Raw genomic sequence first — 15531 nt, forward strand, 5'->3', positions numbered from 1 at the left:
ATGCTGCGACGCCAGGCCCTGAAACTCGGCAGCGCCCTGCTCAGCGCCCTGAACCTGGGTGGCTGGCGCCTGGCGCGCAACGCCGGCAGCACCCCGCTGCTGCTCTCGGCGCGCGATGACAGCGACGGCAAGCACTACGCCGTCGGCTATCGGCTCGACGGCAGCGAGGTGTTCGCCACGGCGGTGAACCAGCGCTGCCACGCCATCGTCAATCACCCGAGCAAGCCGCTGGCACTGTTCGTCGCCCGCCGCCCGGGCACCGAGAGCTATCTGATCGATCTGCGCGATGGCCGCCTGCTGCAAACCCTCACCTCGCAGCCGAACCGGCACTTCTACGGCCACGCCGTGCTGCACAAGGATGGCGAGTGGTTGTACGCCACCGAAAACGACACCACCGACCCCGGTCGTGGCGTGCTCGGGGTGTACCGCTTCGAAGACGATCAGTTGCACTACACCGGCGAGATTCCCACCCACGGCATCGGTCCCCATGAACTGGCCTGGCTGCCCGATGGCGAAACCCTGGTGGTGGCCAACGGCGGCATCCGCACCGAGGCCGAAAGCCGCGTCGAGATGAACCTCGACGCGATGCAGCCCAGCCTGGTGCTGATGCAGCGCGACGGCACGCTGCTCAGCCAGGAAACCCTCAGCCAGCAGATGAACAGCGTGCGCCACCTGGCGATTGCCCGGGATGGCACGGTGCTCGCCTGCCAGCAGTACATGGGCGCCGCCGAAGACACCCCGGAGCTGCTGGCGATCAAGCGTCCGGGACAGCCGTTCCAGGCGTTCCCAGTGGCCGCAAGCCAGCTGCAGAGCATGGCCCACTACACCGCCAGCGTGGCCGTGCATGACGAGCTGCGTCTGGTGGCGCTGACCGCACCACGGGCCAACCGCTTGTTCATCTGGGAGCTGGACAGCGGCGCGGTGCGCCTGGATGCGCCGATGCCCGACTGCGCAGGAGTCGCCGCGGTGAACGATGGTTTCGTCGTCACCTCCGGCCAGGGCCGTTGCCGCCTGTACGACTGCCGCAAGGCAGAACTGGTCGGCCAGCCGCTGAAGTTGCCCTCGGGCCTGTGGGACAACCATCTGCATTTGATCTGAACGGCACGACTGCGCAGGGGCGGCGCTTAGCTTGCCCCTGTCGCCACGGGGCTTAGCTTGGTTATACTTCCCGGCTTTCCCGAATTAATGCCTAAGGGTCCCGCCGCGCATGGATAAGACCTACCAGCCGCACGCCATCGAAACTTCCTGGTACACCACCTGGGAGGCCGAAAACTACTTCGCCCCACAAGGTGCAGGTGAGTCGTACACCATCATGATCCCGCCGCCGAACGTCACCGGCAGCCTGCACATGGGGCACGGCTTCAACAACGCCATCATGGATGCGCTGATCCGCTTCCGCCGCATGCAGGGGCGCGACACCCTCTGGCAGCCGGGCACCGACCACGCCGGTATCGCCACGCAGATGCTGGTCGAGCGTCAGCTCGAAGCCAAAGGGCAGAATCGTCACGATCTGGGCCGTGAGCCGTTCCTGGAAAAGATCTGGGAATGGAAGGAACAGTCCGGTGGCAACATCAGCCGGCAGATTCGCCGGCTCGGCTCGTCGGTGGACTGGACCCGCGAGCGCTTCACCATGGACGACGGCTTGTCGGAGGCGGTCAAGGAAGCCTTCGTGCGCCTGCACGAAGATGGCCTGATCTACCGCGGCAAGCGCCTGGTCAACTGGGACACCAAGCTGCACACGGCCATTTCCGACCTGGAAGTGGAAAGCCATGACGAGCGCGGTCACCTGTGGAACCTGCGCTACCCATTGGCTGACGGCGCCACCACCGCCGATGGCGAGGCTTACCTGGTGGTCGCCACCACTCGCCCGGAAACCCTGCTGGGCGATGCTGCGGTTGCGGTCAACCCCAACGACGAGCGTTACCAGGCGCTGATCGGCAGCTTCGTCGACCTGCCCCTGGTAGGCCGGCGCATCCCGATCGTCGCCGACGACTACTGCGACCCCGAGTTCGGCACCGGCTGCGTGAAGATCACCCCGGCGCACGACTTCAACGACTACGAAGTGGGCAAGCGTCACAACCTGCCGCTGCTCAACATCTTCGACCAGAACGCCTGCGTGCTCGGCGCCGCACAAGCCTTCAACCTCGACGGCAGCCTCAACGAGCAGGTCGATACCGCCCTGCCCGCGCAGTACGCCGGCCTCGACCGTTTCGTCGCGCGCAAGCAGGTGGTCGCCGACCTCGACGCCCTGGGCCTGCTGGTGAGCATCGATGACCACGCCCTGAAAGTGCCCAAGGGCGACCGTTCCGGCACCGTCATCGAACCGTGGCTGACCGACCAGTGGTACGTCTCAACCAAACCCCTGGCCGAGCCTGCCATCGCCGCCGTGGAAGACGGCCGTATCGAATTCGTGCCCAAGCAGTACGAGAACATGTACTTCTCGTGGATGCGCGACATCCAGGACTGGTGCATCAGCCGTCAGCTGTGGTGGGGCCACCGTATTCCGGCCTGGTACGACGTTTCGGGGCGTGTGTATGTCGGTCGCAACGAGGCCGAGGTACGCGCCAAGCATGGCCTGGGCGATGACGTCGCGCTGCGCCAGGACGATGACGTGCTCGACACCTGGTTCAGTTCGGGGCTGTGGACCTTCTCCACCCTCGGCTGGCCGCAGCAGACCGAATTCCTGAAGAAATTCCACTCCACCGACGTACTGGTCACAGGTTTCGACATCATCTTCTTCTGGGTCGCCCGGATGATCATGCTGACCATGCACCTGGTGAAAAACGAGGACGGCACCCCGCAAGTGCCGTTCAAGACCGTGTACGTACACGGCCTGGTGCGCGATGGCCAGGGACAGAAGATGTCCAAGTCCAAGGGTAACGTGCTCGACCCGCTGGACATCGTCGATGGCATCACCCTCGATGCGCTGCTGGAAAAACGCACCAGCGGCCTGATGCAGCCCAAGCTGGCCGAGAAGATCGCCAAGCAGACCAGAGCCGAGTTCCCCGAAGGCATTGCCAGCTACGGCACCGACGCCCTGCGCTTCACCTTCTGCTCGCTGGCCTCCACCGGCCGCGACATCAAGTTCGACATGGGCCGGGTCGAGGGTTATCGCAACTTCTGCAACAAGATCTGGAACGCCGCGCGCTACGTACTGGACAAGGGCGAGGACTGCGGCCAGAACGGCGAAGCCTACGAGCTGTCGCTGGCCGACCGCTGGATCATCTCGCAGTTGCAGCGTACCGAAGCCGAAGTGACCCGCCAGCTCGAGCAGTTCCGCTTCGACCTGGCCAGCCAGGCGCTGTACGAGTTCATCTGGAACCAGTACTGCGACTGGTACCTGGAGCTGTCCAAGCCGGTGCTGTGGGATGAGCATGCCCCGGTCGAACGCGCCCGCGGCACCCGCCGAACGCTGGTTCGGGTGCTGGAAGTGGCGCTGCGCCTGGCGCATCCGTTCATGCCGTTCATCACCGAAGAAATCTGGCAGCGCATCGCGCCGCTGGCGGGCATCGACGGCAAGACCATCATGCTGCAGCCATGGCCGGTGGCGGTCGAGGCGCGCATCGACAGCGCTGCCGAGGGCGACATCGAATGGCTCAAGGAACTGATGGTCGGCCTGCGCAACATCCGCGCCGAGATGAACATCGGCCCTGGCAAGCCGCTGCCGCTGTTCCTCAAGAACGCCAGCGCCGAAGACCAGCGCCGGCTACAGGAAAACGAAGCGCTGCTCAAGAAGCTGGCCAAGGTCGAATCCTTCACCGTGCTCGCTGAGGCCGAAGAAGCACCGCTGTCGGCCACCGCGCTGGTGGGTGATCTGCAAGTGCTGGTGCCGATGGCCGGACTGATCGACAAGGACGCCGAACTGGCGCGCCTGAACAAGGAAATCCAGCGGCTGCAAGGCGAAGTGCAGCGGGTGGGCGGCAAGCTGTCCAATGCCGCCTTCGTCGACAAGGCGCCGCCGGCGGTGATCGACAAGGAACGGGCCAAGCTGGCCGAGGCCGAACAGGCCCTGGCCAACTTCACCGAGCAGCACGCCCGCATCGCTGCGCTGTAACCTGGCGTTGTCCGCTCCTGCTGCCTGAGCAGGAGCGGACAGTCCACAACCCGGACCCGCAATGACCGAGAACAAACCCACCCTGCATCCGCGCAACCGCCATCAGGGCCGCTACGACTTCCCCGCGCTGATCAAGGCGCACCCCGAACTGGGCCGCTTCACCCTCACCAATCCACACGGCAAACCCAGCATCGACTTCGCCAACCCAGAAGCGGTGCGGGTGTTCAACCGCGCGCTGCTCAAGGCCCAGTACGGCATCGCCCATTGGGACATTCCGCCCGATTACCTGTGCCCGCCCATTCCGGGCCGGGCCGACTATATCCATGTGCTGGCCGACCTGCTCGGCGAGGATACCGGTGGCCAGATTCCACGCGGCGCCCAGGTGCGCGTACTGGACATCGGCGTAGGCGCCAACTGCATCTATCCGCTGCTGGGCCACAGCGATTACCGCTGGCGCTTCGTGGGCTCGGACATCGATGCCGTCGCCCTCGCCTCGGCGAAAGCCATCGTTCAGGCCAACGGCCTGGGCAAAGCCATCGGCCTGCGCCAGCAAGCCAATCCCACGGCGATCCTCAGCGGCTTGCTGCAAGCGGACGAGCGCTTCGACCTCACCCTGTGCAACCCACCCTTCCACAGCTCGCGGGAAGAGGCCACGCGCGGCAGCTCGCGCAAGTGGAAAAGCCTCGGCAAGCAGGACCCCAAGCGTCGCCTGCCGGTGCTGAATTTCGGTGGTCAGAACAACGAGCTGTGGTGTACCGGCGGCGAAATTCGCTTCGTCAGCCAGTTGATCGCCGAGAGCGTGGCCTGCGCCGGGCAGGTGTTGTGGTTCACCAGCCTGGTGTCCAAGGCCAGCAACCTGCCCGGCATCGAGGCGGCGCTGGACAAAGCCGGGGTCGCTGCACGTCAGGTCGTGGAGATGGGCCAGGGGCAGAAACGCAGTCGCATGGTGGCCTGGAGCTTCCATGACCAGGCAGCGCGGCGCGCCTGGCATGCTCGGGGTAAATCGCAGGCATGAAAAAAAGCCGCGTCCGGCAAGCGGACGCGGCTTTCAGCGCATCGACAATTACTTGTTGATGGCGTCGGTCAGGACCTTGGCAGGTACGAACTTGACGACTTTCTTGGCAGCGATTTCGATGGCAGCGCCAGTCGAAGGATTGCGGCCGGTACGGGCAGGACGCTCAGAGACTTTCAGCTTGCCGATGCCTGGCAGGGTGATTTCAGCGCCGTTTTCCAGTTGGTCGGCAACGATCTGGCCCAGTTGCTCCAGAGCGTGCTTGGCGGTGGCCTTCGGCGCATCGACAGCTTCGGCGATATCAGCAATCAGTTGGTCTTTGGTCAAAGCCATGGTGATGTTCCTTCCCTATAAAAACAGTGATTAAGCAACGTGCCGGATCGTTATCGGGCCTGCCCGGATACAGAGGGCGGGCCGCACCAATGGGTATGTAGATGCCCATTCAAGCGTTTGGTTCGACACGACCCCAGCGGGTTACCGGCAATGCGCCAGCGATGGGGCGCAAGACCCGGCAAAACTACCACAGGCTGTCAGCGAATTCCGCTCAAGACTGCGTTCTCGGTCAGGTTTTTCAGGGGTTGGCGGAAAAAAAACGGTTTTTTGCTCAAAAAATGAGCGACTGCCATTTCTGCCACGATCTGGCCACTGCGTCGCCGCGTCCGTAGGTTAAACTCTGCGGCCTGTCGCGCGGGCCAGTTCCGCCTCCACCTGAGCGAGATTTCCATGCCAATCCGTCACTGCATCGTTCACCTGATCGACAAGAAGCCCGATGGCACGCCCGCCGTGCTCCATGCCCGAGAGGCCGAGCTGAGCGCCACGGATGCCATCGAACACCTGCTGAACGACCTCAACGACAGCTACAACGCCAAACAAGGCAAAGCCTGGGGACTGTTCCACGGCGAGTCCGGCGCCTACCCCTTCAGCGGCTGGCTGAAACGTTACCTGGACAATGAACAAGACTTCACCGCCTTCAGCCGCACCGCCGTCGAGCATCTGCAAAAGCTGATGGACGAATCGAACCTGTCGACCGGTGGCCACGTGCTCTTCGCCCATTACCAGCAAGGCATGACCGAGTACCTGGCCATTGCCCTGCTGCACCACAGCGAAGGCGTGGCGGTGAACGCCGAACTGGATGTCACGCCCTCACGTCACCTCGATCTGGGCCAGTTGCACCTGGCCGCACGCATCAACCTGTCGGAATGGCAGAACAACCCCAGCTCGCGCCAGTACATTTCCTTCATCAAGGGCAAGAACGGCAAGAAGGTCTCGGAGTATTTCCGTGATTTCATCGGCTGCCAGGAAGGGGTCGATGGTCCAGGGGAAACCCGCACCCTGCTCAAAGCCTTCAGCGACTTCGTGGAAAGCGAAGACCTGGCCGAGGAAGTGGCGCGCGAGAAGACCCAGACCCTGGTCGACTACGCCACCACGCAGACCAAGCTGGGCGAGCCGGTGACCCTCGATGAGCTGTCGAGCCTGATCGACGAAGATCGCCCGCGCGCATTCTTCGAACACATCCGTAACAAGGACTACGGCCTGTCGCCGGAAATCCCCGCCGACAAACGCACCCTAACCCAGTTCCGCCGCTTCACCGGGCGCGCCGAAGGCCTGTCGATCAGCTTCGAGGCTCATCTGCTGGGATCGAAGGTGGAATACGATGAAGAGGCCGGCACCCTGGTGATCAAGGGCCTGCCGACACAACTGATCGATCAGCTCAAGCGTCGCAAGGACTGAGCGGCAGGCCCTGGTAGCTGGCGACCAGGGCTTCCTTGGCGCACTTGCGCAGCTTCTTCACCAGCCGCTCCTGACGCAGCGCCTCGGGCTTGTCCGGCCACTGCTCGACATACACCAGCGCCTGCGCCGGGCTGGTCTTGAAGTAGCGCGCGCCCTGGCCCTTGCAGTGCCGCTCGAAACGGCGCTGCGGATCGTCGCTGATGCCGCAGTACAACGAACCATTGGCGGCGCGCACCAGGTACACGTACCACGGCTTCCCAGTTGTCGACTCAGCCACGGCGCTGCTGATAGCTGCGCAGGCCTTCAAACGCCTGGCGGCGGACCTTGCCCTGCAACAGTGGCGACCAGCCCAGCAGCAGTCCGGGCAGACCCAGCGCCTGGCGTGACCAGCTCCACAGCGCAAAGCTGTCGTCGTGGTGGCAGATCAGGCCATCACGCAGCTGGAAGCGTGCCTGCACGTCGTTGACCACCCTGCGCGCCCGCGGCCCGAAGCGGTAGCTGGCCCGCCAGTGCGCGCTGGCGCTGTCGCCGTTGGCACGCACGTCATCGACATGCACCTCGAGCTGCTCGGCACGGCTGAGCAGCATGCGCCACATGTCGCCGGCATCGGCGCCGCGCAAGGTGCCGAAGATCGGATCGCTGAAGACGACATCGTCGCTGTAGCAGGCCACCATCGCTTCGGCGTCGCGCTGGGCGAAGGCGTGGTAGAAGCGCTCGACCACTGCGCGATTGGGATCAGTCATAGGGGCCTTCCTTCCAGGCTGTCGGATGCGCACGATAGTCCCTCGCCACGGCCAATGCCACGTTCATTTGATCCAGCCTGCGCTACACCCGCTCGCTCACCGCCTGCACGTGCAAGGCTCGACCCGCCTTCATGCCAAAGACCAGCGCGCCCGCGCCGACCGCAGCGAAGATCCAGCCCACTGCCGCCCAGCCATCGGTGAGATCGTGCACCAGGCCGACCGCGAACGGCCCCATCGAGGCCAGGGTGTAACCCACCCCCTGGGCCATGCTCGAGAGGTTGGAGGCCACATGGGCATCTTTGGAGCGCAGCACGATCAAGGTCAACGCCAGCGCGAAGGTGCCGCCCTGCCCCAGTCCCAGCAGCACCGCCCAGCCCCATAGCCCGCCCAATGGGGCGTAAAGGCAACCGAACAAGCCGGCCAGGGTCGCCAGCATCACCACGACGATGGTCAGGCGCTGATCCTTGCCCCGTGTCGCCACCCAAGGCGCGCCGAGCGAGCTGAGCAGTTGCACGATCACCGAGCCGGACAGCACCAGCCCTGCCTCGGTAGGGCTCAGGCCGCGACCGATCAGAATCGATGGCAGCCAGCCGAAGACGATGTAGGGCAGCGAGGACTGCAGGCCCATGTACAAGGTCACCTGCCAGGCCAGCGGATCACGCCACAGGCCGCGCACTCGGTAGGCCACCTTGTGCATGCCATGCCCGTGCCTGGCCTGCGGTGCCCAGAACAGCATCGCCAGCAGCGCCGGCAACATCCACACGCCCAAACCGATGGCCCAACTGTCATCGAAGTAGCGGCTGACCGGCACCGTGGTACCGGCGGCCAGCGCCGCACCCAGGCACAGGGCCATGGTGTAGACGCCCATAAGGATGCCGGCATGGCGGGGAAAATCGCGTTTGACGATACCCGGCAGCAGCACGCCGATGACGCCAATGCTGGCGCCGGCCAGCAGACTGCCGGCGAACAGCCCGGCCACCCCGAGCAAGCTGCGCAAGATGATGCCCAAGGCCAGGGTCAGAAGGATGGCAAGCACCACTCGCTCGGCACCGAAGCGCCGCGCCAGACGCGGCGCCAGTGGCGCGAACAGGCCCAGGCAGAGCACCGGCAAGGTGGTCAGCAGCCCTGCGGCAGAGGCGCTCAGGCCGAGGCTGCGGCTGACCTCACCGAGCAGTGGCGCCATGCTCGACAGGGCCGGGCGCAGGTTCAATGCCACCAGTACCAGGCCCAGCAGCAGCAACCAGCTACGCTGGGTCGGGGCTGGGGTGTGCTGAACCTGATCGTCGTCGGCCTCGGCGTCGATCAGCAGTTCGTCGAGCTCGTGGCCCGGTGCGGTGGAGCGTTGCAAGGTTGAGTCAGCCATGGCGGGCTCCCGGTCAGGATTCGATAAGGGCACGCATCAGCCGCTTGGCCTGCTGCGGGTCGTGGCGTTCCAGCGCATCGACGATCTCGACGTGTAGATCGAAGGTAGCCTGGCAGCGTGGGGCTCGGGTCATGTTGTGCTCGACCGCGGCGCGCACCAGGCCTGAGAAGTAACGGTACAGCTCGCTCAAGGCCGGGTTGTGCGCGGCATCGACCAGGCGCTGGTGAAACACCATGTCGGCGCACAGGTAGGCCTCGACCTCGCCGTGAAAATGTCCACGGCTGTGCTCCAGCGCTTCGCGCAGCTCGCGCAGGTCATCGCCGGTGCAGCGCTCGGCGGCCAGTGCTATGGCTTCAGCTTCCAGCACATGCCGCGCTTCGCGGGCGTGTTCGACGGTGCAGCGCGACAGCGCCAGCACCGCTTGCAGTGGATCCTGCACGGTGCGCAGGTAACTGCCGTCGCCCTGGCGGATTTCCACCAGGCCACTGAAGGCCAGCACGCGCATGGCTTCGCGCACGGTGTTGCGGCTGATGCCCAGCTCATTGGCAAGCTCTGGCTCGGTGGGCAGGCGGTCGCCCACGGCCCAGGCGCCTTCGGCGATGCGCTGGCGCAGTTGCTCGACGGCCTGCACGACGAGGGAGCGCTTGATAAGGGTAGACATTGGGTCAACCAGTCATCCGATGAATTTATCTAGAGGTGCGAGCGTACGCCTGCGCACGGCTCGGCGCAATGCCGTTCTTCAAGGGTGGAGGAATAAAGACCCGGCTCGCTTCACGCCCGCCGGGTCAGGTGCAACGCTTACTCCAGTGCGTCGAGCAGCGCCTGGTTCATCTCGGGCGTGCCGATGGTGATACGCAGGAACTGGGCGATCCGCGCCTGCTTGAAGTGACGCACGATCACCCCCTGCTCGCGCAAGCGCGCGGCCAGTTGCGCAGCATCGTGCTGCGGATGGCGGGCGAAGACGAAGTTGGCCGCCGACGGCAGCACCTCGAAGCCCTTGGCGAGCAATTGCTCGACCAGTCGCTCGCGACTTTCGATGACCTTGCGCCGGGTGGCCTCGAAGTAGTCGCGATCATCGAACGCGGCACTCGCCCCGGCAATCGCTGCGCGGTCCAGCGGGTAGGAGTTGAAGCTGTTCTTGACCCGCTCCAGTGCCTCGATCAGATCAGGGTGCCCGACCGCCAGGCCCACCCGCAGTCCGGCCAGCGAGCGCGACTTGGACAGCGTCTGGGTCACCAGCAGGTTGTCGTAACGATCGACCAGGGCAATGGCGGTGTTGCCGCCAAAATCGATATACGCCTCATCGACCACCACCACCGAGTCAGGGTTGGCTTGCAGCAAGGTTTCGATGGCCTGCAAAGGCAGCAGGCAACCGGTCGGTGCGTTGGGGTTGGGGAAGATGATGCCGCCATTGGGCTTGCAGTAGTCCTCGACGCGAATCTGGAACTGCTCATCCAGTGCCACCTGCTCGTACTCGATGCCGTACAGGCCGCAGTACACCGGGTAGAAGCTGTAGCTGATGTCGGGGAACAGCAGCGGTGCGTCGTGCTGCAACAGGCCGTGGAAGATGTGCGCGAGCACCTCGTCCGAGCCGTTGCCGACGAACACCTTGGCGGTGTCGACGCCGTAGTAACCGGCCACCGCCTGCTTGAGGCGGTCGCTGTTCGGGTCGGGGTACAGGCGCAGGTCGTCGCTCAGCTCGCCGCGCATGGCCTCCAGCGCCTTGGGCGATGGGCCGTAAGGGTTTTCATTGGTGTTGAGCTTGATCAACCGCGCCAGCTTGGGCTGCTCGCCCGGCACGTAAGGCACCAGGTCCTTGACGAAGGGACTCCAGAATCGACTCATGTTCAGTTCCCCTTGTCTTGGTCGAGGATGCGGTATTCGGCGCTGCGGGCGTGGGCGGTCAGCGATTCGCCACGGGCCAGCACCGAAGCGGTCTGGCCAAGCTCGGAAGCGCCCTGCTCGGAGCAGTAGATGATCGACGAACGCTTCTGGAAGTCATACACCCCCAGCGGCGACGAGAAGCGCGCGGTGCCTGAGGTCGGCAGCACGTGGTTGGGGCCGGCGCAGTAGTCGCCCAGGGCTTCGCTGGTGTGGCGACCCATGAAGATCGCCCCGGCGTGTCGAATGTGCGGCAACCAAGCCTGCGGATCGGCCACCGACAGCTCCAGGTGCTCGGGCGCAATGCGGTTGGCGACCTCGATGGCCTGCTGCATATCACGCACCTGGATCAACACGCCGCGGCCATTGATGGATTTTTCGATGATCTCGGCGCGTTCCATGGTTGGCAGCAGCTTGTCGATGCTGGCCGCAACGCGGTCGAGGAACTCGGCATCCGGGCTGACCAGAATCGCCTGGGCGTCTTCGTCGTGCTCGGCCTGGGAGAACAGGTCCATGGCGATCCAGTCCGGGTCGGTCTGACCGTCGCAGACCACGAGGATTTCCGAGGGACCGGCGATCATGTCGATGCCCACCTGGCCAAAGACATGACGCTTGGCGGTGGCCACGTAGATGTTGCCTGGGCCGACGATCTTGTCGACCTGCGGCACGCTTTCGGTGCCATAGGCCAGCGCCGCCACCGCTTGCGCACCGCCCACGGTGAATACCCGGTCGACCCCGGCGATGCACGCCGCAGCCAGCACCAGCTCGTTGACTTCACCACGCGGAGTCGGCACCACCATCACCACCTCGGCAACCCCGGCGACCTTGGCGGGAATGGCGTTCATCAGCACCGACGAGGGATACGACGCCTTGCCGCCCGGCACGTACAGACCGGCGCGATCGAGCGGCGTGACCTTCTGTCCGAGCACCGTGCCATCGGCTTCGGTGTACTGCCAGGAGTCCTGCTTCTGCCGCTCATGGTAGATGCGCACGCGCTCGGCGGCCTTTTCCAGCGCAGCGCGCTGCGCAGGCGAAATACGCGTCAAGGCCATTTCCAGGCGCTCGCGGCCGAGGATCAGGTCAGCGATGCCGCTGGCCTGTACGCCGTCGAAGCGCTGGGTGTATTCCACCAGCGCCGCGTCACCGCGCTCACGCACACCCTTGATGATGTCGAGCACGCGCTGGTTGACCGCGTCATCGGAAACACTTTCCCAGCTCAGCAGATGATCCAGATGTCGGGCGAACTCGGCATCGGCAGCGTTGAGACGGGCAATTGCAGTAGACACGGTCATGGCGTGGGCCTCGATTGATTAGCGGGTGTTCAGGCGCCCGAAACGACCGCCCCATCCGCGCGGGCACCTGAACGACGGGCAGTGACGCGGAGGGACGGGCGCGACCCCAGCGGGTCGCGCGCAAGTCAGCCGCGGTGTCGAGACTCGACCGCGCCGCGCAGCGCTTCGATGAGGTGCTGAATTCGCGCATGCTGCATCTTCATCGATGCCTTGTTGACCACCAGGCGCGAACTGATGGTGGCGATCAGTTCCTGCGGCTCCAGGCCATTGGCGCGCAGCGTGTTGCCGGTGTCGACGACGTCGATGATCTTGTCGGCCAGGTTGATCAGCGGCGCCAGTTCCATCGAGCCGTACAGCTTGATGATGTCGACCTGACGGCCCTGCTCGGCGTAGTAGCGCTTGGCGACGTTGACAAACTTGGTGGCGACGCGCAGGCGCCCTTTGGGCTCGGCAGCACCGACAGCACCTGCGGTCATCAGTTTGCACTGGGCGATCTGCAGGTCGAGCGGCTCGTACAGGCCCTGGCCGCCGTATTCCATCAGCACGTCCTTGCCCGCCACACCCAGGTCGGCGGCGCCATGCTCGACATAAGTCGGCACGTCGGTGGCGCGGACGATCAGCAGGCGCACGTCGTCCTGAGTGGTGGGGATGATCAGCTTGCGGCTCTTGTCCGGGTTCTCGGTCGGCTCGATACCGGCCTCTGCCAGCAACGGCAGGGTGTCATCGAGAATACGGCCCTTGGATAGCGCGATGGTCAACATGGGAAACGTCGTTCCTTAAGCGGCTGCAGCCGGCCGGACCCAAGGCCCGACCGTATTCGATTCGGCTGGCGCGTCCCTGCGCCGGTCACAGATTAGCCCGGTACGCGGCGGATCTTGGCGCCCAGCATCTGCAGTTTTTCCTCGATGCACTCATAACCACGGTCGATGTGGTAGATGCGGTCGATCAGCGTGTCACCCTCGGCGACCAACGCCGACAATACCAGGCTGGCCGAGGCGCGCAGGTCGGTGGCCATGACCGGCGCGCCCTTGAGCGTGGTGGTACCGGTGACGATGGCGGTGTTGCCCTCGACCTGAATCTGCGCGCCCATGCGGTGCATTTCGTACACGTGCATGAAGCGGTTCTCGAAGATCGTCTCGATCACCGCGCCGGTGCCTTCGGCAATGGCGTTGAGGGAGACGAACTGCGCCTGCATGTCGGTGGGGAACGCCGGGTACGGCGCAGTCCGCAGGTTGACGGCCTTGGGCCGCTTGCCGTGCATGTCCAGGGCGATCCAGTCTTCACCGGTGGTGATCTCGGCGCCAGCTTCCTTGAGTTTTTCCAGTACGGCTTCAAGGATGGTCGGATCGGTGTCCTTGACCTTGACCCGCCCGCCGGTCACGGCCGCTGCGACCAGGTAGGTGCCGGTCTCGATGCGGTCTGGCATGACCCGGTAGCGGGCCGAGTGCAGACGTTCGACGCCGTCGATGGTGATGGTGTCGGTGCCGGCGCCCTGGATTTTCGCGCCCATGGCGATGAGGAAGTTGGCCAGATCCACCACTTCCGGCTCACGGGCTGAGTTCTGCAGCACGCTGCGGCCACGCGCCAGGGCGGCAGCCATCATGATGTTCTCGGTGCCGGTGACGCTCACGGTGTCGAAGAAGAAATGCGCGCCGCGCAGCCCGCCTTCCGGCGCTTCGGCCTTGATGTAGCCACCTTCGACCTCGATCTTCGCGCCCATGGCTTCCAGGCCACGGATGTGCAGGTCGACCGGACGCGAGCCGATGGCGCAACCACCCGGCAAGGCCACTTCAGCCTTGCCGAAACGCGCGACCATCGGCCCCAGGACCAGAATCGAGGCGCGCATGGTCTTGACCAGCTCGTACGGCGCGACCAGGGTCTTGATGGTGCGCGGGTCGATTTCCACGGCCAGCTTTTCGTCGATCACAGGCTCGATGCCCATGCGTCCGAACAGCTCGATCATGGTGGTGATGTCGTGCAGGTGCGGCAGGTTGCCGACCGTGACCGGGCCGTCGGCCAGCAGGGTTGCGGCCAGAATGGGCAGGGCGGCGTTCTTCGCCCCGGAGATGCGGATCTCGCCGTCGATGCGAGCGCCGCCAGTGATAATCAGTTTGTCCATCGGAATCTCGCCGCCAAAGTTAGGCTCAGGTGCGCTCAGCCCAGGCTGCGCTGCTGAAAAATTTCATGGTGATCGCGTGGATGCTGCCGTCGGCGATCCATGGGTTCAGGTGAGCGTAGATCGCTTGCTGGCGCTTGACCGGGCTCTGCCCGGCCAGCTCATCGCTGATCACGTTCAGCTGGAAATTGCAGCCCTGGCCTTCTACTTCGACCCGGGTTCCCGGCAATTTCTCTTCAAGGAAGCTCTTAACGTCTACGGCCTGCATGTTCAACCTCAATCGGCGCCCAGTGCGCGGGGGTCGGCCATGATACAAAAAAGCCCCCCGCCTGCGAAGCCCAACAGCGGGCGCGCTGACCGGGGGGCTGCGCTGCTGGCCGACTCAGAAGTCGGCCAGCACTTGATCGAGATCGTAGACCTCGGCGATTTCTCGCATGTGCTGGGGCAAGCCACGCAGCTCGCAGAACTTGCCGGCGCCGGTGATATCACGCAGGAAGCCTAGCAACAGCGAGAGACCGACGCTGCTGGAGTGGCTCACCGCGCTGCAGTCGAGCACCACCTGAGGGCCCTTGCAGGCGGCGATCAGCACCGCCCCCTGCTTGCGCAGCGCAGGCCCGCTGCGATAGTCGAGCACACCGGTCAGGCGCAGAACGCCTTGCTCGGTCATGCTTACACCCGCCTGGTTCATTGCACTTCCTTGTCCGGCGAGCTGTCGGCGGTCTGCTTGGCCTTGGCCACTTCACCGGCCCAGTTGTCGATGGTGCGGTCGAGGTCGTTGCCGTTGCGCTGCATGGCGTCAGCGAACTGGTCACGGAACAGCTTGCCGATGTTGATGCCGTTGACGATCACGTTGCGCACCTTCCACTCGCTGCCCAGCTTGACCAGGGTGTACTGCACCGGATAGGTCGCGCCGTTGTTGCCGGCCACCTTCATGGTCACGCTGGCGCGTTCGCCATCATCGCTGCGCGCAGGGTCCACGGTGATGCCCTGGTTGTTGTACTCGAGCAGGGCGTTGCCATAGAACTGCATCAGGCTACGCTTGAAGTTCTCCTGGAAGCGCTGCATCTGCGCAGGGGTCGCCTTGCGCGAATACTTGACGGTCATGATGCTCCTGGAAATGCCATCGGCATCGACCACTGGCCCCAGAATGCTGTTGAGCGAGTTGTAGAAGGCCTGAGGGTCGGAGCGGTAACGCTCCTTGTTGGCCTTCAGGTCGGACAACAGCGCGTCGGTGGTGCTGGTGATCACCTCATGGGCCGATTGGCCTGGTGCCGCCATGGCCAGCATGGGCAGGCTTGCCAACAGCACCAGCAGGCCACGTCGCAGAATCGAAATCATG

General features: G+C 64.5%; 16 protein-coding genes. 4 read left to right on the forward strand and 12 right to left on the reverse strand.

All coding sequences use genetic code 11. The features are described 5' to 3' along the window. The 3 genes from LK03_RS01480 (at window position 1) to rlmF (ending at window position 5069) form a co-directional block, all read left to right on the forward strand. Window positions 1-1098, forward strand: coding sequence for a DUF1513 domain-containing protein (locus tag LK03_RS01480; RefSeq protein WP_038410776.1), 1098 nt, complete (start codon window positions 1-3; stop codon window positions 1096-1098). A gap of 109 nt (window positions 1099-1207) precedes the next feature. Continuing rightward, a complete protein-coding gene (locus LK03_RS01485) occupies window positions 1208-4054 on the forward strand; it encodes a valine--tRNA ligase (protein WP_038410777.1) in 2847 nt (948 codons plus the stop codon). 61 nt (window positions 4055-4115) lie between these two features. After that, a complete protein-coding gene (gene rlmF / locus LK03_RS01490) occupies window positions 4116-5069 on the forward strand; it encodes a 23S rRNA (adenine(1618)-N(6))-methyltransferase RlmF (protein WP_038410778.1) in 954 nt (317 codons plus the stop codon). Window positions 5070-5117: 48 nt separating this feature from the next. Here rlmF and LK03_RS01495 read toward each other — a convergent pair whose 3' ends face one another. Next, a complete protein-coding gene (locus LK03_RS01495; protein WP_038410779.1) occupies window positions 5118-5399 on the reverse strand; it encodes an HU family DNA-binding protein in 282 nt (93 codons plus the stop codon). Window positions 5400-5789: 390 nt separating this feature from the next. On the opposite strand from LK03_RS01495, the gene yejK reads away from it, so the two are divergent. Further along, complete coding sequence (gene yejK, locus LK03_RS01500) at window positions 5790-6797, forward strand: nucleoid-associated protein YejK (RefSeq protein WP_038410780.1); 1008 nt, start codon at window positions 5790-5792, stop codon at window positions 6795-6797. Here the strand turns inward: yejK and LK03_RS01505 are convergent. The 11 genes from LK03_RS01505 to LK03_RS01555 form a co-directional block, all read right to left on the reverse strand. Next, the gene (locus LK03_RS01505; protein ID WP_240478639.1) at window positions 6778-7074 is read right to left on the reverse strand and encodes a GIY-YIG nuclease family protein; all 297 of its coding nucleotides are present in this window, start codon (window positions 7072-7074) and stop codon (window positions 6778-6780) included. The genes yejK and LK03_RS01505 overlap by 20 nt on opposite strands. Beyond that, window positions 7067-7540, reverse strand: a complete 474-nt coding sequence (locus LK03_RS01510) for a nuclear transport factor 2 family protein (protein ID WP_038410781.1) — start codon at window positions 7538-7540, stop codon at window positions 7067-7069. Before LK03_RS01510 ends, LK03_RS01505 begins: the two co-directional genes overlap by 8 nt. Before the next feature lie 82 nt (window positions 7541-7622). After that, on the reverse strand, window positions 7623-8903 hold the full coding sequence (locus LK03_RS01515; RefSeq protein WP_038410782.1) for a CynX/NimT family MFS transporter: 1281 nt from the start codon (window positions 8901-8903) through the stop codon (window positions 7623-7625). 13 nt (window positions 8904-8916) lie between these two features. Further along, window positions 8917-9564, reverse strand: coding sequence for a FadR/GntR family transcriptional regulator (locus tag LK03_RS01520; RefSeq protein ID WP_038410783.1), 648 nt, complete (start codon window positions 9562-9564; stop codon window positions 8917-8919). Window positions 9565-9701: 137 nt separating this feature from the next. After that, a complete protein-coding gene (gene hisC / locus LK03_RS01525; protein ID WP_038410784.1) occupies window positions 9702-10748 on the reverse strand; it encodes a histidinol-phosphate transaminase in 1047 nt (348 codons plus the stop codon). A gap of 2 nt (window positions 10749-10750) precedes the next feature. Beyond that, window positions 10751-12076: a histidinol dehydrogenase gene (gene hisD, locus LK03_RS01530; protein WP_038410785.1), complete on the reverse strand. Its 1326-nt coding sequence runs from the start codon at window positions 12074-12076 to the stop codon at window positions 10751-10753. A gap of 125 nt (window positions 12077-12201) precedes the next feature. Beyond that, complete coding sequence (gene hisG / locus LK03_RS01535; protein WP_038410786.1) at window positions 12202-12837, reverse strand: ATP phosphoribosyltransferase; 636 nt, start codon at window positions 12835-12837, stop codon at window positions 12202-12204. Window positions 12838-12929: 92 nt separating this feature from the next. Then, window positions 12930-14195, reverse strand: a complete 1266-nt coding sequence (gene murA, locus LK03_RS01540) for a UDP-N-acetylglucosamine 1-carboxyvinyltransferase (protein ID WP_038410787.1) — start codon at window positions 14193-14195, stop codon at window positions 12930-12932. 25 nt (window positions 14196-14220) lie between these two features. Continuing rightward, the gene (locus LK03_RS01545) at window positions 14221-14460 is read right to left on the reverse strand and encodes a BolA family protein (protein WP_028695185.1); all 240 of its coding nucleotides are present in this window, start codon (window positions 14458-14460) and stop codon (window positions 14221-14223) included. Window positions 14461-14574: 114 nt separating this feature from the next. After that, window positions 14575-14880 carry an STAS domain-containing protein gene (locus LK03_RS01550; protein WP_038410788.1) on the reverse strand — a complete coding sequence of 102 codons (306 nt, stop codon included), beginning with the start codon at window positions 14878-14880 and terminating at the stop codon, window positions 14575-14577. Beyond that, window positions 14877-15530 carry an MlaC/ttg2D family ABC transporter substrate-binding protein gene (locus LK03_RS01555; protein ID WP_038410789.1) on the reverse strand — a complete coding sequence of 218 codons (654 nt, stop codon included), beginning with the start codon at window positions 15528-15530 and terminating at the stop codon, window positions 14877-14879. The genes LK03_RS01550 and LK03_RS01555 overlap by 4 nt, the downstream gene beginning before the upstream one ends. Window position 15531: the final 1 nt, after the last annotated feature.

Source organism: Pseudomonas cremoricolorata (assembly GCF_000759535.1).
Lineage (GTDB): Bacteria > Pseudomonadota > Gammaproteobacteria > Pseudomonadales > Pseudomonadaceae > Aquipseudomonas > Aquipseudomonas cremoricolorata_A.

Coding starts and splice junctions, on each gene's coding strand:
- LK03_RS01485 (WP_038410777.1), top strand. CDS start 1,208: ATGGATAAGACCTACCAGCCGCACGCCATCGAAACTTCCTGGTACACC.
- LK03_RS01515 (WP_038410782.1), bottom strand. CDS start 8,903: ATGGCTGACTCAACCTTGCAACGCTCCACCGCACCGGGCCACGAGCTC.
- rlmF (WP_038410778.1), top strand. CDS start 4,116: ATGACCGAGAACAAACCCACCCTGCATCCGCGCAACCGCCATCAGGGC.
- hisG (WP_038410786.1), bottom strand. CDS start 12,837: ATGTTGACCATCGCGCTATCCAAGGGCCGTATTCTCGATGACACCCTG.
- LK03_RS01495 (WP_038410779.1), bottom strand. CDS start 5,399: ATGGCTTTGACCAAAGACCAACTGATTGCTGATATCGCCGAAGCTGTC.
- LK03_RS01520 (WP_038410783.1), bottom strand. CDS start 9,564: ATGTCTACCCTTATCAAGCGCTCCCTCGTCGTGCAGGCCGTCGAGCAA.
- LK03_RS01545 (WP_028695185.1), bottom strand. CDS start 14,460: ATGCAGGCCGTAGACGTTAAGAGCTTCCTTGAAGAGAAATTGCCGGGA.
- hisD (WP_038410785.1), bottom strand. CDS start 12,076: ATGACCGTGTCTACTGCAATTGCCCGTCTCAACGCTGCCGATGCCGAG.
- murA (WP_038410787.1), bottom strand. CDS start 14,195: ATGGACAAACTGATTATCACTGGCGGCGCTCGCATCGACGGCGAGATC.
- LK03_RS01550 (WP_038410788.1), bottom strand. CDS start 14,880: ATGAACCAGGCGGGTGTAAGCATGACCGAGCAAGGCGTTCTGCGCCTG.
- LK03_RS01510 (WP_038410781.1), bottom strand. CDS start 7,540: ATGACTGATCCCAATCGCGCAGTGGTCGAGCGCTTCTACCACGCCTTC.
- LK03_RS01555 (WP_038410789.1), bottom strand. CDS start 15,530: ATGATTTCGATTCTGCGACGTGGCCTGCTGGTGCTGTTGGCAAGCCTG.
- hisC (WP_038410784.1), bottom strand. CDS start 10,748: ATGAGTCGATTCTGGAGTCCCTTCGTCAAGGACCTGGTGCCTTACGTG.
- yejK (WP_038410780.1), top strand. CDS start 5,790: ATGCCAATCCGTCACTGCATCGTTCACCTGATCGACAAGAAGCCCGAT.
- LK03_RS01480 (WP_038410776.1), top strand. CDS start 1: ATGCTGCGACGCCAGGCCCTGAAACTCGGCAGCGCCCTGCTCAGCGCC.